The 26,532-nt window shown below is 48.7% G+C and carries 23 protein-coding genes, 1 pseudogene and 2 riboswitches; of the genes and pseudogenes, 13 read left to right on the top strand and 11 right to left on the bottom strand.

Translation table 11 applies throughout. The features are described from left to right. Positions 1-6 precede the first annotated feature (6 nt). Positions 7-801, top strand: a complete 795-nt coding sequence (locus ACKTT9_RS37025; RefSeq protein ID WP_407869867.1) for a VOC family protein — start codon at positions 7-9, stop codon at positions 799-801. 149 nt (positions 802-950) lie between these two features. On the opposite strand, the gene ACKTT9_RS37020 is transcribed toward ACKTT9_RS37025, so the two are convergent. Next, positions 951-1,706, bottom strand: coding sequence for an exodeoxyribonuclease III (locus ACKTT9_RS37020; RefSeq protein ID WP_407869866.1), 756 nt, complete (start codon positions 1,704-1,706; stop codon positions 951-953). 226 nt (positions 1,707-1,932) lie between these two features. On the opposite strand from ACKTT9_RS37020, the gene cysK reads away from it, so the two are divergent. Continuing rightward, positions 1,933-2,865 (top strand): cysteine synthase A, encoded by a 933-nt coding sequence (cysK, locus tag ACKTT9_RS37015; RefSeq protein WP_407869865.1) that lies wholly within the window; start codon positions 1,933-1,935, stop codon positions 2,863-2,865. A gap of 60 nt (positions 2,866-2,925) precedes the next feature. On the opposite strand, the pseudogene ACKTT9_RS37010 reads toward cysK, so the two are convergent. Next, a pseudogene (locus ACKTT9_RS37010) lies at positions 2,926-4,208 on the bottom strand (putative bifunctional diguanylate cyclase/phosphodiesterase). An 872-nt stretch (positions 4,209-5,080) separates the two neighbouring features. On the opposite strand from ACKTT9_RS37010, the gene ACKTT9_RS37005 reads away from it, so the two are divergent. Together ACKTT9_RS37005 and ACKTT9_RS37000 are read left to right on the top strand one after the other, a co-directional pair. Next, positions 5,081-5,590, top strand: a complete 510-nt coding sequence (locus ACKTT9_RS37005) for a HugZ family protein (RefSeq protein WP_407869864.1) — start codon at positions 5,081-5,083, stop codon at positions 5,588-5,590. 28 nt (positions 5,591-5,618) lie between these two features. Beyond that, the gene (locus tag ACKTT9_RS37000) at positions 5,619-6,080 is read left to right on the top strand and encodes a DinB family protein (RefSeq protein WP_407869863.1); all 462 of its coding nucleotides are present in this window, start codon (positions 5,619-5,621) and stop codon (positions 6,078-6,080) included. A gap of 58 nt (positions 6,081-6,138) precedes the next feature. Here the strand turns inward: ACKTT9_RS37000 and ACKTT9_RS36995 are convergent, their stop codons facing one another. The 3 genes from ACKTT9_RS36995 to ACKTT9_RS36985 all read right to left on the bottom strand — a co-directional run bounded on the left by ACKTT9_RS36995 (position 6,139) and on the right by ACKTT9_RS36985 (position 8,031). Continuing rightward, positions 6,139-6,660, bottom strand: a complete 522-nt coding sequence (locus tag ACKTT9_RS36995; protein WP_407869862.1) for a hypothetical protein — start codon at positions 6,658-6,660, stop codon at positions 6,139-6,141. Continuing rightward, complete coding sequence (locus ACKTT9_RS36990) at positions 6,657-7,160, bottom strand: hypothetical protein (RefSeq protein WP_407869861.1); 504 nt, start codon at positions 7,158-7,160, stop codon at positions 6,657-6,659. Before ACKTT9_RS36990 ends, ACKTT9_RS36995 begins: the two co-directional genes overlap by 4 nt. Before the next feature lie 91 nt (positions 7,161-7,251). Further along, positions 7,252-8,031, bottom strand: coding sequence for a lipase family protein (locus tag ACKTT9_RS36985; RefSeq protein ID WP_407869860.1), 780 nt, complete (start codon positions 8,029-8,031; stop codon positions 7,252-7,254). 136 nt (positions 8,032-8,167) lie between these two features. Between ACKTT9_RS36985 and ACKTT9_RS36980 the strand changes: the two genes are divergently transcribed. From ACKTT9_RS36980 to ACKTT9_RS36970, 3 genes are all read left to right on the top strand, one after another. Continuing rightward, positions 8,168-9,883 (top strand): ABC transporter ATP-binding protein, encoded by a 1,716-nt coding sequence (locus ACKTT9_RS36980; protein WP_407869859.1) that lies wholly within the window; start codon positions 8,168-8,170, stop codon positions 9,881-9,883. 441 nt (positions 9,884-10,324) lie between these two features. Beyond that, the gene (locus ACKTT9_RS36975) at positions 10,325-11,401 is read left to right on the top strand and encodes an ABC transporter permease subunit (protein WP_407869858.1); all 1,077 of its coding nucleotides are present in this window, start codon (positions 10,325-10,327) and stop codon (positions 11,399-11,401) included. After that, entirely contained in the window at positions 11,398-12,354 is a 957-nt protein-coding gene (locus ACKTT9_RS36970; protein ID WP_407869857.1) for a hypothetical protein, read from the top strand. Before ACKTT9_RS36975 ends, ACKTT9_RS36970 begins: the two co-directional genes overlap by 4 nt. Before the next feature lie 60 nt (positions 12,355-12,414). Here the strand turns inward: ACKTT9_RS36970 and ACKTT9_RS36965 are convergent, their stop codons facing one another. Further along, positions 12,415-13,011: a hypothetical protein gene (locus tag ACKTT9_RS36965; protein WP_407869856.1), complete on the bottom strand. Its 597-nt coding sequence runs from the start codon at positions 13,009-13,011 to the stop codon at positions 12,415-12,417. A 178-nt stretch (positions 13,012-13,189) separates the two neighbouring features. Here ACKTT9_RS36965 and ACKTT9_RS36960 point away from each other — a divergent pair, with 178 nt between their 5' ends. Next, positions 13,190-14,083, top strand: a complete 894-nt coding sequence (locus ACKTT9_RS36960; protein WP_407869855.1) for a methyltransferase domain-containing protein — start codon at positions 13,190-13,192, stop codon at positions 14,081-14,083. A 37-nt stretch (positions 14,084-14,120) separates the two neighbouring features. On the opposite strand, the gene ACKTT9_RS36955 is transcribed toward ACKTT9_RS36960, so the two are convergent. From ACKTT9_RS36955 to ACKTT9_RS36940, 4 genes are all read right to left on the bottom strand, one after another. Then, complete coding sequence (locus ACKTT9_RS36955; RefSeq protein ID WP_127457638.1) at positions 14,121-14,441, bottom strand: multidrug efflux SMR transporter; 321 nt, start codon at positions 14,439-14,441, stop codon at positions 14,121-14,123. A 94-nt stretch (positions 14,442-14,535) separates the two neighbouring features. Further along, positions 14,536-14,638, bottom strand: a riboswitch (guanidine-I (ykkC/yxkD leader). 130 nt (positions 14,639-14,768) lie between these two features. Beyond that, a complete protein-coding gene (locus ACKTT9_RS36950) occupies positions 14,769-15,242 on the bottom strand; it encodes a C40 family peptidase (RefSeq protein ID WP_127457637.1) in 474 nt (157 codons plus the stop codon). 3 nt (positions 15,243-15,245) lie between these two features. Continuing rightward, positions 15,246-15,384, bottom strand: a riboswitch (cyclic di-AMP (ydaO/yuaA leader). A 168-nt stretch (positions 15,385-15,552) separates the two neighbouring features. After that, positions 15,553-16,371: a hypothetical protein gene (locus ACKTT9_RS36945; protein WP_127457636.1), complete on the bottom strand. Its 819-nt coding sequence runs from the start codon at positions 16,369-16,371 to the stop codon at positions 15,553-15,555. 57 nt (positions 16,372-16,428) lie between these two features. Next, positions 16,429-18,384: a M1 family metallopeptidase gene (locus ACKTT9_RS36940; RefSeq protein WP_407873184.1), complete on the bottom strand. Its 1,956-nt coding sequence runs from the start codon at positions 18,382-18,384 to the stop codon at positions 16,429-16,431. A gap of 250 nt (positions 18,385-18,634) precedes the next feature. On the opposite strand from ACKTT9_RS36940, the gene ACKTT9_RS36935 reads away from it, so the two are divergent. Further along, entirely contained in the window at positions 18,635-19,126 is a 492-nt protein-coding gene (locus ACKTT9_RS36935) for a YwhD family protein (protein ID WP_407869854.1), read from the top strand. Positions 19,127-19,308: 182 nt separating this feature from the next. On the opposite strand, the gene ACKTT9_RS36930 is transcribed toward ACKTT9_RS36935, so the two are convergent. Beyond that, positions 19,309-21,411 (bottom strand): transglycosylase domain-containing protein, encoded by a 2,103-nt coding sequence (locus ACKTT9_RS36930; RefSeq protein WP_407869853.1) that lies wholly within the window; start codon positions 21,409-21,411, stop codon positions 19,309-19,311. A gap of 284 nt (positions 21,412-21,695) precedes the next feature. On the opposite strand from ACKTT9_RS36930, the gene speE reads away from it, so the two are divergent. From speE to argS, 4 genes are all read left to right on the top strand, one after another. Continuing rightward, the gene (gene speE / locus ACKTT9_RS36925; protein ID WP_407869852.1) at positions 21,696-22,523 is read left to right on the top strand and encodes a polyamine aminopropyltransferase; all 828 of its coding nucleotides are present in this window, start codon (positions 21,696-21,698) and stop codon (positions 22,521-22,523) included. A 1,154-nt stretch (positions 22,524-23,677) separates the two neighbouring features. Continuing rightward, positions 23,678-24,181: a DinB family protein gene (locus tag ACKTT9_RS36920; protein ID WP_407869851.1), complete on the top strand. Its 504-nt coding sequence runs from the start codon at positions 23,678-23,680 to the stop codon at positions 24,179-24,181. Positions 24,182-24,398: 217 nt separating this feature from the next. After that, positions 24,399-24,809 (top strand): DUF1934 domain-containing protein, encoded by a 411-nt coding sequence (locus ACKTT9_RS36915; RefSeq protein WP_407869850.1) that lies wholly within the window; start codon positions 24,399-24,401, stop codon positions 24,807-24,809. Between the two features lie 5 nt (positions 24,810-24,814). Next, the gene (gene argS / locus ACKTT9_RS36910; protein ID WP_157318261.1) at positions 24,815-26,488 is read left to right on the top strand and encodes an arginine--tRNA ligase; all 1,674 of its coding nucleotides are present in this window, start codon (positions 24,815-24,817) and stop codon (positions 26,486-26,488) included. Positions 26,489-26,532: the final 44 nt, after the last annotated feature.

Genomic DNA, 26,532 nt, shown 5'->3' with positions numbered 1-26,532 from the left:
GCGACCGTGATCACACATTTTGCTAGAGTAGAGTTGAACACCGTATCCATTCAGGGCGTGAAACAATTTTATGGCAACCAGCTCCAATTTCCCATCAGTTTCGAAGCCGTGGATGAAATACACGTTCAACCTTCAAACCATTGTACGTTGGTTTTTAAAGAGGGCGACCGTCCGCTATGTCCTGCTCATATGGCGTTTGAGGTTCCTTTCACAGCGTTTGATGACATAGTGAGCCTCTTTCAAAAAGCCGGGGTAACGCTTCTGCAATGGTCTGACAGCAGGTCTGTCGACGAGTTCGAAACAGGCAAAAATGTTTATTTTCGGGACGGTGACGGCAATTTATTAGAAGTTCTTGCGCATACCTATGTACAAGAAGGAGCCCTTCCTCCTAGCGGTTATCTAAAGATCCTGTATTTGAGAGAAATCGGCTTTCCGGTTGACGACGTGAATGCATTCAGAGCGCTGCTTGTGGAGCTTTTTGACTTTAAATTGGATAACGTGGAAGACAACTTTACTTTTGCTATTGGGGGAACCGCACATGTCGTTGTTGTTTCGAAAAAGAGAAAATGGCTTCCTATTGCCATGACGGCCCTGCAGCCTGCTATGAACGTGACATTCGGGGTACCAAGTGCCGAAGTGCTGAACAGAATTAGTAATAATTTAGACGATAAAAACATCCCGTACACCCTGGAAAAAGATAGGCTTCATTTTCAAATAGGAGACTATAACCTTCATATACAAGTCACGGCTTTTCCTGAAAACATTCCGGCGCTTTTGCAATTACCCAACTCTAGTAAGTAAAGCTAGATCCTCATCCTAACTTCATTGCTAGATGAATCATTACCTTCGTTCGTCAACGACGTAACCTGACCTATGACTATTCCTAGCTAAAAAGCGTTCTCCCACCGGATGGTGAGAGAGCGCTTTTTGGTTTTTCACGTTGGGGCGGGTTAAAAGCTTACTTCCAAACGAACAGGGCAATGATCACTGCCCAGAATTGCGCAGTCGATGTCAGCGCTGACGATGTTGGTGCTCAGCCTCGCTGAGGCAATAAAATAGTCGATGCGCCATCCGACATTTCGTGCCCGCACGCCGGGCATATTGGACCACCAGCTGTAGACGTCGGTGCGGTCCGGATAGAGATGCCGGAAAGTGTCAATGAAGCCGGCCTCCAGCAGCTCGGTCATTTTCCCGCGCTCTTCTAGAGTGAAGCCGGAGTTGTTGTGGTTGCCTTTGGCATTCTTGAGGTCAATCTCCTGATGAGCGACGTTCAGATCGCCGCAGGCAATAACCGGCTTCTTCGCGTCAAGCTGACTGAGATAGCTGCGGAAGCGATCCTCCCACTCCAGGCGGTAGTCCAGCCTGGAAAGATCGCGTTTGGCGTTCGGGGTATACACCGTCACCAGATAAAAATCCTCGAACTCGAGCGTGATGATCCGACCCTCGGGCTCTTCGTCCTCTTCCATGCCGTAGCGTACGGAAAGCGGCTCAAGCTTGGTGAAAACCGCTGTGCCGGAGTAGCCTTTTTTGACGGCGTAGTTCCAGTACTGCTTGTAGTCCTCGCCAAGTTCGAGGGCGATCTGCCCCTCTTGCAGCTTCGTCTCCTGGACACAAACGATATCGGCTTCCGTTTCCTTGACGTAATCCACGAAGCCTTTATTCACGCATGCTCTCAGCCCATTTACATTCCACGATACTAATTTCATTCGTCAATTTCTCCTAACGTTCGCGATGATTTCTCATCACAGTGTAACATAAGATCACTATTGCTACATTAAGTGAGCGGTAATCCGCATATATAAGAAAATACCGCACTCCCTTATCAACATTACTGATTTCATTTTTCGCCATTTCCAAGCTATACTTTTCTTATCTTATATTATCCGAGTAAGTTCATGGGTTTAATAAATATAGAAGGCGAGGTCATACGAGATGGCGACCATATACAATAATTTGACAGAGCTAATCGGCAACACGCCGCTGCTAGAGCTCTGGAATTACAATAAACGGCAGGCTCTTGAAGCCAAAATCATGGCGAAGTTGGAGTATTTTAATCCGGCCGGAAGTGTCAAAGATCGTATCGGTTTCGCCATGATCAAAGAAGCCGAAAAATCCGGCCAAATCAAACCGGATACCGTTATTATAGAGCCAACCAGCGGGAATACAGGGATAGGCCTTGCGTTTGCCGCAGCGGCACTAGGATACCGCTTAATCATTACGATTCCAGAATCGTTCAGTATGGAACGCACGAAATTACTGAAAGCGCTGGGTGCGGAAGTGGTGCTTACGCCTGCTTCAGAAGGAATGATGGGGGCGATGAAGAAAGCAGAGGAGCTCGCAGCGAAGCTGCCAGATGCTTTCATTCCGCAGCAATTCAGCAATCCAGCTAATCCTGAGGTACACAGAAAGACGACGGCAGAGGAAATTTGGCGGGATACAGTCGGAAACGTTGATATTTTTATTGCCGGTGTAGGTTCGGGGGGGACGATTACGGGTGTGGGGGATGTTCTGAAGAAAAGGAACCCATCCGTGCAAGTCATCGCCGTAGAACCGGCCAATTCACCGGTTCTGCTGGGTGGCCAGCGTGGCGCACACCAGATTCAGGGCATCGGCGCCGGCTTCGTGCCAGATAATTACGACGGTTCCCTCGTCGATGAAGTCTTCAGCGTATCCGACGAGGATGCTTTCGCCACGGCTCGCGCGCTGGCGAAGACTGAAGGTCTGCTGGTCGGCATCTCATCCGGGGCAGCTGCTTATGCGGCGACGGAAATCGCCAAAAGGCCGGAAAATAAAGGCAAGACCATCGTGGTCATCCTCCCGGATACCGGAGAGCGGTATTTATCTACGGCACTTTTTGACGAATAAGGGGGATGTTACTTCACATAAAAAAAATACCGCCCCCGACTTGGGAGCGGTTTTCTGTCGTTAAACTTGAACGAGTGCATGGAAAGCTTGATGCTCAGGCAGCGGTTTGCTGAAATAGTACCCCTGTACAAAATCACAGCCGACCGCCTGCAGGATGAGCAGCTGCTCATGCTTCTCTACGCCCTCGGCGACTACCTCTTTATCAATTCGCTGAACGAGTGAGATATCGACTCCATGATCACCCGATCTACGGTTGAATCGTCAATATGATCAATGAAAGATTTATCAATTTTGATAATGTCAGCGGGCAATTGCTTAATATAACTAAGGGAAGAGAAGCCCTTGCCGAAGTCGTCGAGCGCGATACGCACCCCTTTATCCCTAAGGAGGTTGAGGTGGTTGGTCGATGTTTCAATCGATTGAATGAGCAGAGTCTCTGTGAGTTCAAGCACTAGGTGGCGGGGATCGAGTCCGGTTTCCTCCAATATGGCTAGAACCTGATCCGCAAAGTCATACTGCATCAATTGAAGCGCAGAGATGTTGACGGATATGGTAAAAGACATCTGCGAGGCAATCTGCCATTTCCTAGCTGTATGACAAGCTGTTTGCAGCACCCAGTAACCGATCGGCACAATGAGCCCGGTCTCTTCGGCCAGTTGTATCCATTCACTAGGGGGAATGTACACCCCATCGGGCTGCTGCCAACGCAGTAAAGCCTCATATCCTTTGACCTCTCCGCTGGGCACATGAATTTGCTTCTGAAAATGCAGCGTAAACTGATTCTGTGCCAATGCGCCCTGCAGCGCATCTTCCAGCTTCCGCTTGTAAAGCTGATCTAATCGCATCGTTTCATCAAAAATACGGAACTGATGCTTCCCGCCGGCTTTGGCCTTACGCATAGCGACATCGGCACATTTGAGCAGCTGCTCGGCCGTTTGCCCATGATCCGGATACAAGGCGACCCCCATACTCACTTTGAGCGGAAAGGAAACGCCGGCAACTTGAAAAGGGGATTGGCAAGCTTTCCAGATGGCATGAACAGTGCTTATGAAATCCGTATCATGGCCGCCTACATCCATAATGAGGTTAAACTCATCTCCCCCTGATCTCGAAACATGCATGCCGGGAGTGAACATATGTACCATTTTACGGGCAAAAAAGCGCAAGTATTGATCACCTGTGGCATACCCCACAGAATCATTAATCATTTGGAAGTTATCAATATTCACCCAAATCACACACACTCGGCCATTAACAGTACTGGCTTGCTGAATCGCCTGTTCCAAAAATTCATAAGCGGAGAACCGGTTTGGTAGCAGCGTTAATCGATCGGTGGAAGCCATATGTTTGATCTGCTCGGCTTTATCCAGCGTATCTTTCTGAAGCGTGAAGAAGCGTTCCATAAGCTTTCTGTTATTGCTGGAAACCAGGAGCAAACTGATGATAATGAGCAGTGACCACGTAAGAATGCCTGCAAGGATTTGTGACGACAGCACGAAGTTCTTGGCTTCTACAAAAAAGAAGAAATAGGCGTCCGCTGCCAAGACAAGTGAAATGGCGACAAACATCACTTTTCTGCGCATAAAAACGGCGGCGATAACAACGATGTAAATACTGCTAAATGTATTCGTTACAGCAGGCACAAACATCATTAGAAGCATTGTGTTGAGAAACTGTCCCCCAATAGGGATATAGCCGATCCAACCGGAATCCTTTTGATAGGAATAAAAGATGATATAGGTGGTAAGGGTCAAGACATTGGCGGCAGCCATGCACAAATAATGGGGGGCAGTTAACCCAAGCCTCATGTAGGCAAAAGTGATGACAAGGATGATGATCGTGAAATTTAGCAGCAATAATCGCAAGGCAATCGTATTTCTTTGACGGCGATTCTCGCTTATTAAAAGATCCATTTGTATAAAGGCCCCTATCAAAATTTGTCTTCTGTAGGTTTGTGTCGAATAAGTAATGTTCCTGTTGAAAATTGTAAATTAAAACAAGATATTTGTAAACCTTTGCCAGAAATCTGGGCGAATGTCGTCGATAAATAATAAATTGACCAAAAGTTCATTTTGCTATTGATAATGGTTTTCATTATCAATATAATGATAATGAAAACCATTATCATCTACTAGGTGGGGAACATGAAGTGAAACTGCCTCAATGAAAGTAAGCTTTATCGTACATAACTTAAAGAAATGCGGAGGAACTCCCTATGAAACAACTGGACAAAGAAAGTATGAAACTTCAGTATTTAAAATTTACCGACAGCCTGAAATCCCTTATGCTGAGCACAGTAGATGAGCAGGGCAAGCCTTTTATTTCATATGCCCCTTTTGTTAAAAAAGAGGGCAAGTTGTATATCTATCTCAGCCGGATTGCCAACCATTACCGCTATATGGAGTCCAATCCCTCCGTGGATGTCATGCTGATTGAGGATGAAACTTCCACTGAGAATATGTTCGCCAGACAACGGGCGCGCTTCGTATGCCAAGCTGCAAACATCGGCAATGAGGGGCATGAAGACATTTTTGAACTCTTCGGAGAAGCATTCGGCAAGCCGACGATTAATATGCTGAAGACGCTGGACTTCTCGCTGTTTGAACTGACAACTCTGCAAGGCCGATATGTGGCAGGTTTTGGTCAAGCATTTGATATCAACTTAACGGCGGAGCAATTTGATCATGTAGCAAGAGATGGCCACCAGCAACCAAAGTCCTCATAATTTATTGGAATAAGGGAGTGTAATTACTATGAGTTTTGCAACCGTATTACCGATTTGGAACGCGATTCAAGACCGTTTCCATGCTTCAATGAAAAAACTGCCGGAGGCCGATCTGACCCTTGAATTGGGTTCTGCTTCGATTGGCTATATGCTTCGACATAATGCGGAAGTGGAATATATGTTCGCCAACTGGTTTTTTGGTCGAAGCTTTCCAGAGGGGCTTAAGCTGCAAACCAGCGGAGGTCCTTCCGCCAGTAAAGCCGTCTTTACGAACAAGGAGGAATTAATCGACCTTCTGGCCGCGTCCAACGCTTACTTAATTGAAGCTATGCGTGAATTACCGGAGGAAAAATGGCATATCCCCGTTGAGACGGCTATTGGGACATCGACGCCTTTGGAAGCGGTGGGGCGCTTGATGTATCACACAGGAATCCATGCCGGTCAAATTTCATTGATTCAGAAACATTTTGCTGTGAAGGAAAACGTATAAAAATGAAGAAAGATCCCCATCCAGCTCGATGTTGAGTGGAAGGGGACCTTTTGTTTTTTTACGCATTTTTATTTTCGTTTCCGCTGCTTTTGTTCACGAGCAGTGTCTGAAACAGCAGGTAATGAATCGACTGCAGAAACAAGTAAATAGGGAAGGAGAACATGAGCCGATACCCATTTTTGTAATGAAAGACGCCAAGCAACAAGCTCAGCCATTCAATGCCTACACTCATGAGTGACCAGATTACTATGTAAGGAATGATGTAATAACCTTTAAGTCCAAGCCATTTGTATAGATAAATGAAGAGGTAGCCAAATGGAGCATACATGATATAGGAAAATATATCGAACCAATGGTAATTGGAATCATCTCCGACATCGTAGAGATCAAAGGGAGGCAGTCCAATTGTATGATCAAAAATAAGACCAAATACAATCCCGATCAGTAAGGTGAACAAGGTTTGTACAGGGGTGAATTTTTTGGGCAATATCACAACGGTTAGAAGCCCGAGAACGATCATAGCGATAACAAACCACTCATTCGCATTGAAGTGGTTGTCATAATAGACTTCATCATTCATGCTTTTTTCTCCTTCCGCGTGAAGTGCAGCAGCCAGCGACCTAGACCATACGTCACAACCAACATGATCAGCAGCGTGATACTGTCATAATAGGCGTTCCATGTCAGAGTAATTATGCTTCCTGTCCACTTGAGGATAAAGCAGCACATAAGGAGAAAGAGGAAGGAATAGAGGGAAATAAGCACTTTCGTAAGAAATCTAGAAGCAGTGAGATACACATTGGCAAAAGTAAGCAGCGTAAAACAATAGATAAAATCTCGATATAGGACAACCGAAAGGAATTCAGGAATTTGTTTGCTAAAGTGGTAGAAGTGTAGACTTACACTGAATAATGTCATGCGATTAATGTCAATGATGGACAAAAGCATGTAGAGCAGCACATTCGTCATGAGCGGCAGTTTTTTGGGCAGTGTGACTAACACATGCAGGCAATACCAAGCTAAAACAAGGAAATAAACCAGGACCAAGGCTGAGCTCCCCTTTTGCATGAAAATAAGCATCAACCTCTATCCTTGCCGTTATTGCGCTGTTTAAACCTTGCGGGTACGTCACGGGTTCACGAGTCTCGAATCATGGATCATGGATCAAGGATCACGGACAAAATCCCGGTGTTCGATTTTGCAATTGTTCCGCATAGCGGGGATCCAGCTTTGCCAATTCGGCAAAGTAGCCGCTAATCGCGTGGTTCGCGGACACGGAGCCGGCCTGGTAGGTGAGCTCGACGCCTTTTTTGACATGCAGATAGTGGTAGACTTGGTCGGTTCGGGGAGATCGATAGATGAAAGGCGGAAGCTCCGGGACGATGTCATTGGTATTATATATACGATAACGAGGCCCGGTTCTGCGGTTGAAAAGGCTGGAAAATGCCGGATTTCCAACGCGCGGTGAACCATAGGTGTAGACAGAGGGCTCCTTAAATCTCGTGTTAGCCGTAAGATCGAGGGCACACAAATTGGCGAGACATCCTCCAAGACTGTGTCCAGTGAGATAAAGGGTTTTGCGGGGAGAAAGTTTGGACATGGCAGCTATAATCTGCTTGCGTGCGCTATTGTAGATGTCGAGAAAGCCTTTGTGGACAAGGCCTCCATCTTTGGCATAGGGGTATGCCGTTTGTCTGGCTATCGCATCGGAAATCCAGTCTGACGTTGAGCTCGTGCCTCTAAAAACAATCACAATCTGCGTATCAGACTCAGCGATAAAACCGAATAACTCTTTATTGCTAAAAACCGAGGTGGCCGTAAAGGAAGAAACCATCCGATAATTGCGTGGTAAAATGACGCTTTCCGGACCATTCGCAAACTGCCCGTAGCTTTGACTGCACATAGCGGCAAGGAAGATCGCGGTTCGTGTGTCCAAAGTGTTGATAAGCATTATCCGTTCCTCCACACACAGAATGCTGTTCAACTATATATATGAGAATTGTGGACAGCTGTCGTCCGGTAACCGCCTATTTTTTTCCTCATTCAATTTCTTTGATGTATAATAATCGATGGAGGTGTGAACTAACGTGTTGAAACGTTTCTTTTCGTACTATAGGCCGTATAAGCACTTATTTATTTTGGATTTTACCTGCGCGGTTGTAGCTGGGCTTCTGGAGCTTGGTTTTCCGCTAGCTGTTAATCAAGTGGTCGATAAATTGCTGCCTGCCGGGAATTGGGCTTGGATTCTTTGGGCTTGTGCAGGGCTGCTTGCCGTCTACGGGCTGAACACCGTGCTGAATTTTATCGTTACGTATTGGGGCCATAAGCTGGGAATTAATATTGAGACGGATATGCGGAAAAAAATGTTTGACCATCTGCAGAAGCTTTCCTTCCGGTTCTATGACAATAACAAAACAGGCCAATTAATGTCGCGTATGGCGAATGATTTGCTGGAGATTGGCGAAGTAGCGCATCATGGTCCTGAGGATCTGTTTATTGCGGTAATGACGCTAATCGGAGCGCTGTTACTGATGTTGAGCATTAATGTGAAGTTGGCACTGCTAACTTTTGTGATTGTACCTGTGCTGCTCTGGATCGCCGTGTATTTTAATCAAAAAATGACCAAAACGTTCCGCCGGATGATGGGCGATCTCGCCGACATTAATGCCAGAGTCGAAGATAACATTGGCGGTATTCGTGTAGTTCAGGCTTTTGCGAATGAGTCGCATGAGAAAAAACTGTTTGAGGATAACAATGGGCGGTTTCGGATCACAAAGCTGCTATCATATAAAATCATGGCATGGAATGTCTCCTTAAGTTATATTCTCATGCGTTTGGTGACAGTGTTCGTGTTGATTTGCGGAACTTGGTTCGTGATTGATAAGCAAATTTCTTATGGGGAATTTATTGCCTTCGTTCTTTTGACCAATGTGTTTCTAGGTCCGATTCAGAAAATTAATAACGTCATTGAGAGTTATCCCAAGGGTATTGCCGGGTTTAAGCGGTATTGCGAAGTGATGGATACAGAGGCGGAAGTGTCGGATCGTCCTGACGCCGTGAAAGTCGACCATCTGGTCGGCCAAATATCATTTGATTCTGTCTCCTTCGGATACGGGCAGGAAGACCGGGTTTTGAATGACATCTCCTTAACCATTCGGGCAGGAGAAACCGTTGCGTTCGTAGGTCCTTCCGGTGCAGGCAAAACAACGATCTGCAGCTTGCTGCCGAGATTCTACGATGTAAATGAAGGCAGCATTTCCATTGATGGCATGGATATACGAAGTATCCAGCTGGAATCGCTGCGCCGGCAAATCGGCATCGTGCAGCAGGATGTGTTCTTGTTCTCCGGCACGCTGCGGGAGAACATTGCTTACGGCAAGCTGGGCGCGACGGATGCCGAGATCTGGGAAGCAGCACGGCGTGCGCAGCTGGAGGGGTACATCCAGTCCCAGCCGAAGGGACTGGACACGGTCGTTGGCGAGCGCGGCGTCAAGCTCTCGGGCGGACAGAAGCAGCGCCTCGCGATCGCGCGGATGTTCTTGAAGAATCCGCCGATTCTCATCCTCGATGAGGCGACATCAGCGCTCGACACCGAGACCGAGGCGGCGATTCAGCAGTCGCTTGCCGAGCTGTCGCAGGGCCGGACCACGCTTGTGATCGCCCACCGGCTGGCGACGATCAAGAATGCCGACCGCATCGTCGTCGTGACGGAGCAAGGCATTACGGAGCAAGGCGGTCACGAGGAGCTTATCGCAGTGGGCGGCGTTTACAGCCGTCTGCATCAAGCGCAGTTTAGCTCCTAAGCGAGCGGAGTTTGAATGATACCTGGCAGCGATCTTTGTGATCGTGTGCCAGGTTTTTTATATTTCTGGGCTTGGTGGCCAGTCAGGCGGGAACGGACTGAGGCAGCACAGATACAGCGCCGATTGCAGCACCGATAGATGCACCCAGCGTAAGGGAACTCTGGTCCTTTATTTTGCCAGGAATCGATATGTACGTAACTGGAGGGGAACTACCGTCCTCTATTTTACAGATATCTGCCTAAATTCCGGCTTTCTCGAGGAATTAGCATCCCGTAGTTCCCTCCTGCAGCTGAATGGAGCGGATTTAGCACGAATAGGGCCCTGTAGTTCCCTTCACCTAAGGAAGAAAACCATTTAAATGGATAGTACTCCCAAATGAATCATGGTAAACTATGAAATAGTTATCTACCAACGGTGAATAATAGAATGAGGTGACCGGTTTTGAAGTCAACGATTCGGTGGTTGTTGCTCGGGGTGTTTACACTTGTGTGCATCTTCTTTCTGAGCAACATCCGAAATGCCTTCTTATCTACCCAGCCAGATCAAATTCGGGTCACGCTCGGACCGGATACAAGCATTCACAAAATAAGCGATCAACTCCCAGGAAGCCGCGTCCTCAATGACAAAACGGGCTTGCTGTCCGTTCCTTATGGCGAGTCATGGGATTACGTCAGCAAAGCGTTGACGATCAAAGGCATTTACCGCGCGTCAGCGGTTCCATTGGAGCGTCCCATCATCTCATGGCGGTATTATGGATACTCCGTGAAAGACCAAATTCAGGGCTTTTTCCATGGCGATTTCGGTAAATTCCGCAGTCCATATAACCGCAATGAACTCTCTGTCATCGGAGAGCTACCTCACATGCTGCTTCGAACTTGTACATATTTCATCCCAGGCTTGCTGCTGGCAATTGTGCTTAGCATGCTCATGGCGATGTCAGCGTCATTGTGGCGGCGATTAGGTCTTGTACTGGATGGCGCACAGGCTTTGCTTGTAGGCTTACCCGATTTCTTTTTAATTGTTCTTATTCAATTAGGCGCAATCTATGCGACGAAGTTTCTAGGTCATTACGTGCTGCTGATTGTACAAGTCGGTGATAGAACGCCGTTTCTCATCCCATTTCTTACCATTTCGCTAATCCCGTCAGTTACGATTTACGGTACAATGCGGGTCGCGATTGCAAGGGAGTTGGGGCAGGATTATGTCGTTACCGCACAAGCCAAAGGATTGACCCGCGGTGAGGTGCTGATCTCTCACGTACTGCGCAACGTCATGCTCGATTTGCTCTCGATTCTGCCGAAGGCGACGACGCTGGCACTGGCAAGTATGGCTGTTGCGGAAGCAATCTGCGGCATATTCGGCCTGGGCGGCTTCATTACTTCGCCTGCTATGCAAAGCGTCACATCGATGTCCGTCATTTGTATGTCGCTCGTGCTGCTCGCGATGGCTTTTCACGTGCTGTATGCCTTGCTGCGTAAAAAGTTTGTCGTTCGCACAGGGGAGGTCGCCTCACAATGATCAAACGTTCATCTAGCGCATTTTATCTCTCTATTGCTCTTATCGTGCTTATCCTTCTTGTTGCGATATTTGGTACATGGCTGAAACCGCACGGCATCGCGCCGGAGGACAAAATCAACATGATTCAGTATCAGCAAGATGGGAAAACCCGCTACAACATTCCGCCGTTTTCACCGAACAGCACGTTCCTGTTGGGGACGGATCACCGGGGCTTTGACGTGTTAAGCCTGCTGCTTAACGGTTTGAAATATACGCTGGGGACGACTTTAGTTCTAACACTGCTCCGTTTTGTTATCGCGCTCCCTTGGGGATTGTGGAGCGGGACCACCGGCCGAAGGTGGGGTGTTCTAAAAGCCATGCAGTGGGTAGTGGCTTCCGTGCCTGCGTTTGTATTTCTATTTCCGCCATTGGCCGGGATGTATTTCGGGCTGAGGCTCGATCAGTGGATGAAAGCGGACGCGCACTACAAGATGTTGTTCTCCGCCACCTTTATCATTCTCGTCACGTTCATCGGCGTATTTCCGCTAGCTCATCAGATTGCTGAACGAACGCGTTATTATAATGATAAATTATTTATTGAAGCATCGCGTTTAATGGGCGGTTCTGTTTTTCATCGTACAGTCCGGCATTTAATCCCCTGCATGAGGAATGAAATGACGTTCATGTTCCTTAGTGAATTCATGCAAGTGCTCTTCCTGCTGGGGCAATTGGCCGTCTTTAACATCGTACTTGGCGGGACGGAAACAATTGGCGACAGCGACGCTGGCTTCTCCATTACCATTACGACATCGGGGGAATGGTTGTCCCTTATCGCGTACGGCTCCAGATATATTAGGCTGCATCCTTGGATTATTTTGAGTGTAGGGACCAGCTTCGCCTTGTTATTCCTATCGTTGCAGTTCTTCTTGAGTCAATTGAAGCGCCGCTACGGGAACGAACGACAGTTCATGTAAAAAAAAGGTCGGGTTCCATCTAAGGATGGAGGCCCGGCCTTTTCCTATGGAGATGATCTATTACTGCAAGTTGCTGAGTCGAAAATCAAGCCTGGCGGCAACGCCGGCAGGGTTTTCCGCGGTGCGCTGCCCGCCAAGGTTAAAGGCGATGATGACGACATCGTTGCGCCCGCGCCGTACAAATCGGCGAATGTCGAAAGTACGTCCCGGGTTGTAGAACGAAGGAGTATTCTGCGGTCCGTCAAAGAGGAGCGGCACGCCGTTGATGATGACAACGGCATAATTGTCGACAGATAGGAAGAGAGAAGCGCCGAGAATGGCTCTACGTTCAGAAAGCGTGAAACGTGTCGATATAATCGCATTCTCACTGTTCAAGTTGCCGGAATACCAAACGTAGTTGGCATTAGTAACAGGCACCCACGCAGGATCGCGGGGAATGATTTGCGCATTGAACCACGAGTTGTCGGTACCGATCGAAACCGTGCGTTGGCTTAGAAAGCGACCCGAACCGGGCTTATGGTATTTTCTAAGCTGCGTACGGTACATCAGCATGGCTTTGCTTCTTGGCAGGCCTGCGCTCTTGGGGAGCCGAATAATTTTGCTCGGTTTTCCAGCCATTCGTTGTTTTGGAATCATTTCTCCATCTCCTATCAACATATGAATATACTTGCTTTGTATTCTATGTTTACTAGAGCGATATGCGAGGGTGAGTGGCCGGTGTCGGCTTTTTCATGCAGCCTAAATTCCCTTAGTAGTATGTAAAAGTACAATTAATATGTTTTAATGACACATAATATGTGTTAATATAATAAAAATGAAAAGGAGGAATCTCCCAATGGATGATAAGAATGATAAGACCAAAAGACTTTCCGTCTACCTGCCTGAAAAGGTGAAGACCGATCTGGAGCGCATGGCTGAGGAAACCGGCTTATCGATGACACAGCTGATTGTGATGGCGACGCATGGTCTACTCGCGAATTATGCTTCGCAGGGCGGAGCAATTTTTGCCGACTTATTGGCAGCTAAGCAGCGGATCGTACACGAGGTGAAGGATAGGCAGCGGCTTTTAAATGAAGAGAAAGAAGGCATGCAGGATTACTACGGCGCGCGAGCAGCGGAATATGAACGGATTTATGCCCGCGAGGATGCGGACTATCAGCAAGAGCTTGCGATGCTGGCGGATATCGTGAAGAAGCAGGTCGCTGGGAGCCGTGTCCTGGAGGTGGCTTGCGGTACCGGATATTGGACGCAGTTCATGGCGGAGACAGCCAAGCACATCGTTGGGGTGGACGTTCGACCGGAGGTGCTGCAAATTGCTGCAGCCAAATCTTGGCCGCTGCATAATACCTCTTTCGTCGAGGGAGACGCTTACCGGCTTTCGGAAGTACAAGGGGATTTTGACTATGGACTCGCCAACTTCTGGTTTTCGCATATCCCGAAAAATCGACTGGATTCGTTCCTGCAAGGTTTTCACGAGCGGCTTGGTCGGGGAGCCCGCGTGTTCATTGCGGATAATGTGTATGTCCCGGGAAGAGGCGGCGAGCTGATTACGAGTGAACATAGCGAAGATACGTACAAAAGAAGGGAGCTGGCCGATGGCTCCAAGCATGAAATTATTAAAAACTACTATTCGTACGAAGAGTTGAATGAAATCTTTAAACCGCTGTCGGAGCATTTGCGCATATTTGTCGGCAGCTCCTTCTGGTATGTTAGCTACATCGTGGCTTAGGAATCATCGGCCCAAGAAAAAGATCTAAACGCCCGTCTTAATGACCGGATGTGAATTTAAGGCCGAGAACACCGACCAGAATGAGGATCATGAATAGGATACGCAGTAAACTAACGGGCTCATTCAGAAATAGGGTGCCGATAATAATTGCGCCTACAGCGCCAATTCCCGTCCAAGCCGCGTAGGCTGTGCCGATGGGAAGGGTTTTTGTAGCTACCGCCAGAAAATAAAAACTGATAATCATGCCGACAATGGTGATGCTGGACGGAACCAGCCGTGTAAAACCGTTGGAGAACTTCAATGAGATCGCCCAAACTACTTCAAAAACACCTGCAATGACCAAATAAAGCCATGCCATCTGTGAATCACTCCTTAAGAAAGAATATGCGAAGATGCCTATCTGACCGCGGCAAAAAGAAAAAAGCCTGGAAGCAATATCGCTGGTGCGATAAGACTCCCGGGCTTTTTCCCCTCCGTGATCACAGCGTATTCGCTGTGTGTTTTCTCTCGGACCAGACTGGCGCTGCAGCGCCACGGAACCCTAGAAACATGATGCCGTAATTATAGGACGGCTTACACGCTATGTCAAGTTACAAAATAGCCACAAGAAATGAATAAAAGCCCTGAGAAGCGGCTCATTCGAGCTAACGCTTGTCTGGGCTTTATTCATGATGAAACAAGAAAATTACTTGGATTCAGCAGTTAGTTGATTGTAGATATCATCCCACAGAACACGTCTAGCGGATACGTATCTTTTCGCATAATAAGATTCGCTTAGCTTGTTTTTCACGATACCTTCATTGGATGCGGAATGAATAAATTCACCGTTACCCAAGTAGATACCAACGTGAGAAATGCCTTTGCCCCCTGTGTCGAAGAACACAAGATCACCTTTGCGAAGATCACTTTTGTCGATCCAGTAGCCCTCTTTATTTTGAGCTGCTGAACTATGAGGAAGGTCAATGCCGAATTTGTTGAATACGTACGCGGTGAAACCAGAGCAATCAAAGCCTCTTGTTGTCGTTCCCGCATCGCGGTACGGTACTCCCATCAATTCGTCAACCGTTGAGTCCAATGTGGATTCTGACGCAGACACACTCCCTAAAGCTACACTCAAAAACAAAACAAGACTAAAAAGAAGAGCAACAACCTTTTTCAACTGCTTGTCTCCTTCCGGTGCCTACGAGGTTAGCTGGAGGGTTCGGTTGAAGGTTCCCTATGATCCCTGTCTTGCAAGATCAATTCACCCGGTATGGTTCCCCCGTTTCCCCAAGAAATGAGGAATTCGGCATGAAATATTTGGTTTTTTAATGCTAGTCTCTTAATTTCGTCATAAACATCGAAATTCCTCCTTTTTCGTGCAATTGGGTCTGAAAAAATGTGTAAAGGTTCGCTTTACAGACAAAAAAATCCCCTTTTGCAAGGGGATTGAACAAATCTAAACCATTTATGGTTTTATTTATTGCTTTTTAACGGCTTAATTTGGCGGAAAGAAGCTGGAATTGCGACGTAATGGACCACATTTGCATGAAAATATGGAAGAGCGGGAAAAGTTGATAAATGATTAGCGCTACCAGACCTGCCCAGATATAGGTCGTTGTGACCGTGATCCCTGCCAAAAGTCCCGAGCTCAGCAAAAGTATCAGAGAAAGGCCGATAATGGGAAGCGAGTACCGCATGAACGTTAGGACCGTGGATACTATACCGAGACGTGCGGCAATGGCGAACTGCACATACATAAAGAGTAGATGCAGCAGAAACCCGTACACCAGCATGCCCAGCAGCCAAGGCAGTAAATCGAGGGAAGCCTGCTCATAAGACGTGCTGTGAGCGAACACCTTCTGCGCTTTGGGCAGCACCCAGATGAGCGGGAGCAGAGACAAAGCGATTCGAATCAAATACACGGCGAAGAAGGGGAGCGTGAGTTCCTTGATGCCGCGGACGAAGCGATAGCCGGCATTTTGATCGGAATGGGTGAGCGAATAATAGACACCGCCGTTCAGCATCGGGGTAAGGAACATGCGCGCCAGGAGCAGGCCGGCCAGCCACCACAAGTAAGAATGGCTAAGATCCGTTTTGAATAACTGAAACTGACTTTCGGCCAGAAAAAGCTGGAGTGCTTGCTTCGGCTGGTCGCCGCCGGGAAACCGGTGCATGAGGGGCACTAATACCCCTTGTACAAGCTTATATAGAAGCATCCCCCAGCACATTTGGTAGATGAACAAGACAATCGTAGCGAAGGGTTGCCGTAGCGCCGCCCTGAAGCCGGATTTGAGATAGGTTGTCACCGGTGTCCCTCCTAAGCGTTGTTTTCTGAAGGCAAACTTGCCTTGTAGAGTGGGCGCCTACCAGGCTACCCACCCGAAAATAGCTTGCAGGAATTGAATAATGCCGAGATTCAGGCGGAGTTTCCACTTGGTGTTCACTTCTGCTTGCATAAAGTTATTAATATGCTTGTTCTCCAGAATGAGCGAGTAGTTCGGATCGATACGAACCCAGTCTATAGGCGTCGCGTGGGTTAGTTTGTACTCAATGCTGCTCTCTTTGCCGTCCCATGTTTTGTCGAGCACCGTACCGTCGGCGAAATGGAACTGAATCGGCACTTCAGGTGAATTTCCGCCGCGCTTGGAGATGAGGACCGTGCTCTCGTAAGGGCCGGATCCTTTGCTGCCAGTGGCTTTCACATGGATGCTTTCAACCGAATAATCAACCATCATCGAGCCGTAGACATATTCATTGAAGAAGTCGTCCCACTTTGTTTTGGTTACATCCTCGACCACATTTTGAAAGTCTTTGGTGGAGGGATGCTTGAACTGCCATTTTTGAAAATAAGTCCGCATGATACGATCCATGTTTTTGGTGCCGACCTGTTTCTCGATGGCTTTCAGCACGAGTTTGCCTCTGGTATACACATTTTCTGCGTATTGATCATGTCCGGTATAGGCCCATGCGTTTTGCCGCAGGGCATTCGGAGAAGTAATGTAGCTGGACTCCACAGGCAAATTAGCGGTTGCCCCGAAGTCGGCCTCCATCACTTTATCCTCGGCGTAGGAGGTAAAGCCCTCATCCAGCCAAGCCTCTTCAAACTCATTGCTTGCCACGAGGCCATAGAAATATTGGTGTCCGATCTCGTGCACAACAACGCGTTCCAATTCCTGATCCGGCGTTTTGTCGTCCGCGCCCCAAGCGGTGATGAGCGTAGGATACTCCATCCCGCCTGCACCGCTGCCCCCCGGAGGAGGTACAACGATAGACAAGGTCGAGTAAGGATACGATCCGTACCACTGGCTATAGCGGGATAGCGCTTTTTTGGCAGCGTACATATAACGGTCTTTCAAATCCTGATGATTGGGATCCAGATAAAGCTTGATCTTCACACCGGGTATTTGCGGCGTAGAGAAAGGTTCTTCCACATACACGAAGTGAGGCGAAGCTGACCAAGCGAAATCATGCACATCATCGGCATAAAATTGGTACGTCTTCGTCCCGTTCTCCGTCACCGCCGGTTTCACAGGGAAGCCTGTCGCGGCAACCGTGTAATTCGCCGGCACTTGAATTTTCACGTCATACAAGCCGAAATCCGCATAAAACTCCGAATTCCCATGGTATTGGTGGAGATTCCAGCCTGGCTCGGTGCGTCCCCTTGTGCCGGCTCGTTCATAAGCAGCGACCTTAGGGAACCATTGGCCAGCCATCACGAAGTCGTCCACATAGCCCATTCTGGCGAAGGCCTGGGGCAGTTTGACGAGGAATTCCGTCTTGAGTGTGACTCGTTCGCCGGCTCCCACCGGCTTTGACAGCGGTATTTTGATCAGCGTGTGGTCGTCTTTATTGCCGTCATCAGGTTGTACAAACGACATGCGTGGCGTAAGGTCCTCGCCATCTTCCGTTTTTACGGAAAGCAAGTCCATCCAACCGGTACTATCCGCCGTAGCTTCATCCTGCCTTAGCTTGCCGCCGGACTCCCGCATAAACGTGGTTTTCTTAGATGCGAATGCATTCGGATATAAATGCAGATAAATCTCTTGCACAGGAACCGTTCCCGGATTTTCCCACGATAACGCTTGCTGCCCTTTGAGCTGCCTCGTTTCGGGTGTGTAGGCAACATTCATGTGATACTCCGCAATGCGGTAGCTCAGCGGTTCCTGTGTTTGTTTGTCCGAAGATTTGCCGCGATCAGCAGGCTGCATGTCCGGCGCCGGAGCTGACGGTTCCTCCTTAGAGACGACGGGCACCGTCAGTTTACTTGCAGATGGGAGCAAAGTTTCAGACAGCAAGACAGTGCCTGCTGCAAGGAGCATGACAACCAACCATTGTAGCTTTCGGTTTTTGAATAAAACACTCAATAGATTCACCCCGCCTAACAAGCATCTACAGCATGTATATGTAGACAACCTAGGGAATATTTCTGTGAGTGGAAAAGATTTGTTAACACGGCTGAAATAGGCGCTGGCCAAGCCCCGGTTCTCTGCTCTTGTTCTCATGGAGTACTTTAGCTACAATAAAAGCAAAGGTATCATTTTAACATTACGATGAGTGGAAGGTGCAACGATGGAAGCGGATAAAAAGAAGCTGGCCTTGAATATAGTAAGCTCCAAAGTCAATCACAAAGGGTTCGGTGCTGGAGCAATCGATCTTAGCAATGTATCAGGAGTAATTATCGATGGAGATGAAGCCTATCTCGATGAGGGCACACTGCATGCCAAGAGTAAAATCGAGAAAGGCATTAAATTTTCGACGAACAAAGAGGATGTGCCGAACGGACGCAAAGCGTGGATCGTATGGGTTGCCGTCGACCGCACCGAAGAGGGAGCGTATTATGCCGGCATGTCTGCTTGCGAGATGCTGATCGATACGGAGGCGCGCCGGGGATGGAAGATCCTGGCCGATCATGTTAACAAGATGGATGGCGCCATGAAGCGTAAATTTATCCTGGATGGCTTGTCCGACAACGAACGTGCAGCCTTGAAAAAACAGCTGATCAGCCATAACGAAGAATGGTGGAACCGCTCGGATCAAGTGCTGAAAGATGCCCTTTCGTAATTGTAGCAAGGCATAATTGGAAGTTATGAACATTATGTGTCATCCATTGTTACGTTCATGTGAACCGAGTATACTAGACCCTAGTGTATGTTACCTCATATACTAGGACAGCAAAAAGGCAGACTAAGACGCGCTTAGTTCTGCCTTTTTGTGTTCTCGGAAAGCCGCGTGGAGGCTGGAAATCAGTCGTTCCACCAGCGTTTGAGGTCGTTCCACCAAGAGCCGTTTTGGCCTTTTGGCGCGTCTTTTTTATCATCACCCGAGGCGGGTTTGGCGGGCTTGCCTGTACAATAAGTCGTTGGCTCCGTCCCGGCGAGAAAAGCCTCAAGATGAGCGTTCGGGCAATCCTCGTTGGACAGCTTTCCGCTCACAGGATCAATATAGACATTGGCTACGCCTTCTGGAATTTGGAAAAGTTTAGGTGGAATGGCCTCCAGCGTTTGTTCCGTGAATTCTGCAAAAATCGGCGATGCCAGATGAGACTCGACGGTAGAGATGTCCCGGTCCTTATCATAGCCGACCCATACCGCAGTAGCGAGCTCCGGTGTGAAGCCGACCAGCCAAGCATCCGTATCGGTCGTTCCGGTTTTACCGGCAATCGGCCGTTTGATCGTACTGGCAACACGGTTACCCGTACCGCCTTCCTCGAACACACTCTCCAAGAGATTCGTCATCACATAAGCAACCGCAGGATCAATCACCTGCTCTTCTTTCGGAGCTGCTTGATATAAAATCTGACCATTCGCATCCTCAATCCGCACAATCGCTGTCGCTTCCTTATGCAGACCCTGATTCGCAATGGTTCCGAAAGCGGACGCCATTTCTAGCGGGCTAACAGGGAAGGAACCGAGCGCCAGTGAAGGCAGAGGCTTCATCGGTGAGTCAATGCCCAGCTTGTGGGCCAGATCAATTACCTTCGCAGGGCCAACGTCCAGAATCGTATGAACCGCATAGATGTTATCGGATTTGGAGATCGCCTGCCGCATATCGATATTCGCGTTTACATATTGATCGTTGAAGTTTCTCGGCGTATAACGTTGCCGCCCTTCATCATAGGTGAACACCGTCGGTTCACTTTTCACCTGTGTGACGGGGGTATACCCATTTTGCAGAGCTACCATATACACAATTGGTTTAAAAGAGGACCCCGGCTGCCTTGTATTCGACAAAGCCCGATTGAACTGATTTTCTGAATAGTCGCGTCCGCCGACCATGGCTTTGATTTCTCCGGTACGCGGATCAATGGCGACGAGAGCCGCCTGCAGCTCTGTTTTGCCAGTCAACTGCTGGTTGACGACATTTTCAGCAATTTCCTGCGCTTTCTTGTCGAGCGTCGTGTAAATGCGAATGCCGCCTTCGTCGAATTGCTCCTCAGGGATCCCGAGCTTTTCGGTGGCCAGTGTCCGTACATAATCTCTGAAATATGGGGCGGCTGCCGGCTTTTTCTTCGTCAGCGGTTGGATGGTCAGCTTCTCTTTGCCGGCAGCGTCTGCGGCATCTTGCGTGATGAATCCGCTGCGGACCATCGTTTGGAGCACGATTTTTTGCCGGTCCAGCGCATTTTTCATATCATAATAAGGGGAGTAGTAACGTGGCCCCTTCGGGACACCGGCTATCAAAGCGCTCTCGGCTAACGTCAATTCACTGGCGTGTTTGCCGAAGAATAGCTCCGAAGCTGTTTCTATGCCATAGGTCGAATGACCGTAGTAAATTTGATTTAAATAATCCGCAAGAATTTCATCCTTGCTTAGCTGCATCTCCAATTGAACGGCATACATCGTTTCTTTGATTTTACGCGCCCAGGTACGGTCATGCGTCAAATACAAGTTTCGCGCCAGCTGCTGCGTGATGGTACCTGCGCCCTGCACTTTCGCCATCGCTTTCACATTGACAATCGCTGCACGGGCAACAGCTTTCACATCGACACCGAAATGATCATAGAAATGTTGATCCTCCACGGCAAGCGTAGCTTTGATAAGGTATGGGGAGATTTCATTTAATGGAACGACCTGCCGATTTTGCCCGGAATAGAATGTGTCGATGAGTTCGCCGTGTGTATCAAACATTTGGGAAGTTTGCAGCATCTTCGTGACAGGCAGCGTCTGCGAGCGTAAATATACGAAAAAGATGGCCGCAGCAATGAGCATGAACACACAGGTAGTGAAGAAGAAGGAGAACATTTTTTTAATACGGCGCATCCATCGCATGGACGCAGGCACCTCTTGCTCCCTTTGTTTTTGCGGAGTGCCTGAAGCAGGCTGACGATTGTTTTCATTTTCGGACATCGATTCCTACCTCCTTTCTTGCTTCGCCCTAAGGACGTATTAACCAGTATGGAAAAGCATGGGTTTCCGTATTCAATAAATTGTAAATATTTTTTGTGAATTCGGGAAAAGGCCTAGGAAATTATTGCAATTTGGGGGTAATGAACTATAATACAATTTGTGCGTGTGAAGGGACGGGAAATTTTAGCCGACCTTGCATGACATTTTGGACCGGTGGAACACTGTTAGAGATAACGAATGTCAGTAATTATTCATCCAATATAGAAGCGAAAGAAGGTATGAACATGGATTTGTGGTACACAGAGAAACAGACAGACAGCTTCGGCATTACAGCGAAAGTAAAAGAGACTTACGTAAGAGAGCAAACGGATTTCCAAGACCTGTCGATGATCGAAACCGAAGAGTGGGGAACGATGCTTACCCTAGACGGCATGGTCATGACAACGGTAAGAGATGAGTTCGTATACCATGAAATGGTTGCTCACCCTGCACTTGTGACTCACCCGAACCCTGAGCAAGTTCTTGTTGTGGGCGGCGGCGACGGCGGCGTAATCCGTGAGATCATGAAGCACCCGAAAGTGAAAAAAGCCGTTCTGGTCGACATCGACGGTAAAGTAATCGAGTACTCCAAAAAGTACCTGCCGACTATTGCCGGCGAATTGGACAACCCGCGCGTTGAAGTGATCGTAAACGATGGCTACATGCACATTCATGATCACAAAAATACATACGACGTTATCATGGTCGATTCCACAGAGCCGGTTGGCCCCGCGGTTGAACTGTTCTCCAAAGGTTTCTACCAAGGCATCTATGATGCGTTAAAAGAAGACGGAATCTTCGTTGCACAAACGGACAACCCTTGGTTCAAAGCAGATCTGATCCAAACCGTTAACCGTGACGTCAAAGAAATCTTCCCGATCGTACGCGTATACAGCGCGAATATCCCAACATACCCAAGCGGTCTCTGGACCTTCACAATGGGCAGCAAAAAGCATGACCCTCTTCAAGTCGAGGAAGCTTCCATTCCGGAATTCCCGACGAAGTACTATACAGCACGCCTACACCAAGCAGCATTCGTGTTGCCTAAATTTGTTGAAGATTTGATCAAATAATTGAAAAAGCCGTCAGCCCTTGCGAGAGGGAAGGCGGCTTTTTTGTTTGTGGTGTCGCAAAGCGGGGCGGAGCTTGGTCGTGAGTGTAGGTGCGAGTGCAGGTGCAGGTGCGAGTGCAACCCCAACCCCAACCCCAACCCCAACCCCAACCCCAACCCCAACCCCAACCCCAACCCCAACCCCAACCCCAACCCCAACCCCAATAGAAAGTGCTCGCAGGGGGTAAGATAGAGGTCGAAGTAACAAAAATCCACCAATAAGTGCAAGCGAGTTAAGTAACATGAAACCCACCAGTAGAAGCCAGCTAGTCAAAGTACCATGAATCCCACCAATAGCAGCTCACCCGTCAGTCCCCTCCCCAAGTAGCCACAGTTCTGTAACGGACTCAGAAGCCGTTATTCTGCGAAATTCAGCGAAATTGAGGTGCTATCGGACTGAGGAGCCGTTATTTATTGATTTTGTCGCTGTTTTAGGCCATATCATGAGCAATAACGGCACGTGAGTCCGTTAGAAGCTAAATTTGTCTCAAAAGCAGCGAATAGAGTCCCCTCAGTCCGTTAGCCGAGAAGTAGTGCTCGCAGGGGAAAGCTGGTGATCGAAGTAACAGAATCCACCAATTGGAGTGAGTTACTTAAGTAACATGAGACCCCAGTAGAAATCAGCTAATTAAGTGTCATAAGACCGACCAGTAGAAGCAAGCTAGTTAAGAGCATGAAACCCACCAGTAGAAGCCAGCTAGTCAAAGTACCATGAATCCCACCAATAGCAGCTCACCCGCCAGCCTCCCAAGTAGCCAATGTTCTGTAACGGACCCAGGAGCCGTTATTCTGCGGAATTCAGCGAATTTGAGGTGCTATCAGACTGAGGAGCCGTTATTCAGTGATTTTGTCACTGTTTTAGGCCATATCATGAGCAATAACGGCACGTGAGTCCGTTAGAAGCTAAATTTGTCCCAAAAGCGGCGAATAGAGTCCCCTCAGTCCGTTAGCCGACAGATGGTGCTCGCAGGGGCCTGCCAAGCTGAGATCGACTCCCCCACTCGCCGCCTAAAATAATTCCCCCACCTCCACAAACACTGCCATACTGTTGTCAGCCACACTCCACTATACTGATTACATGAAGTATGAAATCACACAACCATGGAGGTAATTCCTATGTTCACTACCGTAGATAGCTTTATTAACGAATACCAACGCGAATCCGCCACAACACAGCAACTGCTCGACGCTTTAACGGACGCTTCCCTACAACAACCTCAAGCCGAAGGCTATAGGTCGCTAGGTTTCATCGCGTGGCACTTGGTGCACAATGACCGCGGTATGCTGCTCGTAGCAGGGCTCAAATTCGATGCGCCTTCTGCCGCCATCAGCCCGCCATCAGAGGCTGCAACCGTAGCGGATGCTTACCGCTCAACAACAGCCGGGATCCTGGAAGCTGCCCGCACACAGCTAACAGACGCAAAAATGCTTGAAGTCGTGAACATGTTCGGCCAGCAGTGGACGATCGGCGAAACGCTGTTCGCATTCCTTAAGCATGAAATCCACCACCGTGGACAGCTCACGATTTTGATGCGCCAAGCAGGCGTGCCTGTCATCGGAGCCTATGGTCCTGCCAAAGAGCAGTGGGCAAACATTGGGATGCCAATTCCAGCCATTTAACAACGACAAAGCACGCCAAGGAAAGCCTCAGATTTCACGCATTCGTGAGATTTGGGGCTTTTTGGCATGAAGAAAGGACCGACTTCGACATCATTCCTGAACGCTGATCGCAGTGATACATTGAATTCGTCGAACCTTTCATATAAACTAATACCTAACTTGCCTTATCTTGACATAAGGTGCAAAGAGGACCTGCAGAATAGGAGAATGACGAATCATGACGGATAAAGCGCGTGTGCGCATTCGCATTGAGAGCCGGAGCGGGAGCGAGACAACTGTGCAGAAGGCGCGGGGAGACCTGTACCGCAAAGGCAATCACACCTACATCCGCTATGAAGAAGAGCGCAGCGAACTTGGACGAACAGTGACGCTTATTAAGCTGGAAGAGAATCAGATCCGCATCGTCCGCCAAGGAGATGTGCAAGCGGAGCAAACGTTTGCGCCTGGCGAGAAACGATTCGGATTTTATCATACGCCGCAAGGTCGCCTGGAACTCGAAATCGAGACGCACGAGCTGACAAGCGAAGCGGAACAGGGCATCGGAATCACGCGATGGAAATACGATTTATATGCATCCGGCACGCATGCGGGGACATACAGGATTAAGTTGTTAATTCAGGAGGAGTAAGAAGAATGGACGTATTAAACGAAGTCAAAGTCATCGTGAAGCAAGCGATAGCAGATGCAGTTGCTGCTGCTGGCATTGTGGATGCCGCGCAGTTACCGGAAATCATTCTGGAAGTACCGAAGGAAAAAACACACGGGGATTTCGCAACGAACATTGCGATGCAATTGACCCGTATTGCCAAGCAGAATCCAAGACAAATCGCCGAGCAGATCATTGCGAACCTGCAGAAAGACAAAGCGAATATCGCGGAAGCAGAGATTGCCGGACCGGGCTTTATTAATTTTAAAATGAACAAGGTTTACCTTTATCCTGTTATCGCGGACGTACTCGCACAGGGTGAGCGTTACGGGGCAAGGAACGTGGGCCAAGGGCTGAAAGTGCAAGTGGAGTTTGTCAGCGCCAACCCGACAGGTTCCTTGCATCTCGGACATGCCCGCGGAGCAGCTGTGGGAGATGTGCTGTGTAACGTGCTGGACCTTGCGGGGTACGACGTATCCCGGGAGTACTATATTAACGATGCGGGGAACCAAGTCGTGAATCTGGCCAAATCCATTGAAGCTCGCTATTTGCAAGCGCTTGGACAAGATGCCGAAATGCCGGAAGACGGCTACTTCGGGGAAGATATCAAAGGCTTTGCGGCTGATCTTGCCGCAGAAGAAGGAGATCGTCTGCTGAGCTTGCCGGACGATGAGCGCCGTGCTTTTTTCCGTACGTATGGCTTGAAAAAAGAACTCGACAAAATCAAACGCGACTTAGGCCGCTTTGGTGTACGTTTCGACAACTGGTTCTCCGAGACGTCGATTTATGAAGATAACCTGATTCCACCCGTTCTACAAGAACTGCGTGACAATGGACATATCTATGAAGAAGAAGGCGCTACTTGGTTGAATACGACACCGCTGGGTGACGACAAGAACCGCGTTTTGATCAAAAATGACGGCTCCTTCACGTACCTGACGCCGGACATCGCGTACCACCGCAATAAGTTCGGGCGCGGCTTTGAGCGCTTGATTAACATTTGGGGCGCCGACCACCACGGCTACATCCCGCGGATGAAAGCGGCCATGACGGCGCTGGGCTTCGAAGCGGATCGACTCGTCGTGTTGATCGCGCAAATGGTGAGCCTTTTCCAAAACGGGGAAAAGGTCAAAATGTCCAAACGTACCGGCAAAGCGGTCACGATGGAGGATCTCATGGACGAGGTCGGCGTCGACCCGATCCGTTATTTCTTCGCAATGCGCAGCATGGACTCGCATCTGGATTTTGACATGGACTTAGCGGTTTCTCAGTCCAATGAGAACCCGGTTTACTATGTGCAGTACGCACATGCACGGATTTGCTCCATCTTCCGCCAGGCGGAGGAGCAAGGCATCGCGGTGCTCCCGCTGGAGCAGGTTGACCTTGCCCAGCTTTCCTCGGAAGCGGAGTTCGACTTGCTGCGCAAGATCGGCGAGCTTCCGGAAGAGATCGCGATTGCGGCGGAGCAGTACGCGCCGCATCGGATGATCCGCTATGTCTACGAACTGGCCAGCCAGTTCCATAGCTATTACAGAGGCCACTACGTCATCACGGATGACGCGGCCTTGACGCAAGCGCGCCTTGCCTTGCTAGGCGCACTGCGCACGACCCTCGCCAACACGCTTCGCGTAGTCGGCGTATCCGCACCGGAGCGGATGTAAGTCTCCGCTCCCACCAAAAAGGAGTTAAGCAGCCATGAGCCGCT

Source organism: Paenibacillus sp. P36 (assembly GCF_045866505.1).
Lineage (GTDB): Bacteria > Bacillota > Bacilli > Paenibacillales > NBRC-103111 > Paenibacillus_E > Paenibacillus_E chondroitinus.
This window is presented reverse-complemented; position numbering and strand designations above follow the sequence as displayed.

Excerpts from the sequence above, each read along its gene's own strand:
- ACKTT9_RS37020 (WP_407869866.1), bottom strand. The coding sequence starts at position 1,706 with ATGAAATTAGTATCGTGGAATGTAAATGGGCTGAGAGCATGCGTGAAT.
- cysK (WP_407869865.1), top strand. The coding sequence starts at position 1,933 with ATGGCGACCATATACAATAATTTGACAGAGCTAATCGGCAACACGCCG.
- ACKTT9_RS37005 (WP_407869864.1), top strand. The coding sequence starts at position 5,081 with ATGAAACAACTGGACAAAGAAAGTATGAAACTTCAGTATTTAAAATTT.
- ACKTT9_RS37000 (WP_407869863.1), top strand. The coding sequence starts at position 5,619 with ATGAGTTTTGCAACCGTATTACCGATTTGGAACGCGATTCAAGACCGT.
- ACKTT9_RS36995 (WP_407869862.1), bottom strand. The coding sequence starts at position 6,660 with ATGAATGATGAAGTCTATTATGACAACCACTTCAATGCGAATGAGTGG.
- ACKTT9_RS36990 (WP_407869861.1), bottom strand. The coding sequence starts at position 7,160 with ATGCTTATTTTCATGCAAAAGGGGAGCTCAGCCTTGGTCCTGGTTTAT.
- ACKTT9_RS36985 (WP_407869860.1), bottom strand. The coding sequence starts at position 8,031 with ATGCTTATCAACACTTTGGACACACGAACCGCGATCTTCCTTGCCGCT.
- ACKTT9_RS36970 (WP_407869857.1), top strand. The coding sequence starts at position 11,398 with ATGATCAAACGTTCATCTAGCGCATTTTATCTCTCTATTGCTCTTATC.
- ACKTT9_RS36965 (WP_407869856.1), bottom strand. The coding sequence starts at position 13,011 with ATGTTGATAGGAGATGGAGAAATGATTCCAAAACAACGAATGGCTGGA.
- ACKTT9_RS36960 (WP_407869855.1), top strand. The coding sequence starts at position 13,190 with ATGGATGATAAGAATGATAAGACCAAAAGACTTTCCGTCTACCTGCCT.
- ACKTT9_RS36955 (WP_127457638.1), bottom strand. The coding sequence starts at position 14,441 with ATGGCATGGCTTTATTTGGTCATTGCAGGTGTTTTTGAAGTAGTTTGG.
- ACKTT9_RS36940 (WP_407873184.1), bottom strand. The coding sequence starts at position 18,384 with ATGCTCCTTGCAGCAGGCACTGTCTTGCTGTCTGAAACTTTGCTCCCA.
- ACKTT9_RS36935 (WP_407869854.1), top strand. The coding sequence starts at position 18,635 with ATGGAAGCGGATAAAAAGAAGCTGGCCTTGAATATAGTAAGCTCCAAA.
- ACKTT9_RS36930 (WP_407869853.1), bottom strand. The coding sequence starts at position 21,411 with ATGTCCGAAAATGAAAACAATCGTCAGCCTGCTTCAGGCACTCCGCAA.
- speE (WP_407869852.1), top strand. The coding sequence starts at position 21,696 with ATGGATTTGTGGTACACAGAGAAACAGACAGACAGCTTCGGCATTACA.
- ACKTT9_RS36920 (WP_407869851.1), top strand. The coding sequence starts at position 23,678 with ATGTTCACTACCGTAGATAGCTTTATTAACGAATACCAACGCGAATCC.
- ACKTT9_RS36915 (WP_407869850.1), top strand. The coding sequence starts at position 24,399 with ATGACGGATAAAGCGCGTGTGCGCATTCGCATTGAGAGCCGGAGCGGG.
- argS (WP_157318261.1), top strand. The coding sequence starts at position 24,815 with ATGGACGTATTAAACGAAGTCAAAGTCATCGTGAAGCAAGCGATAGCA.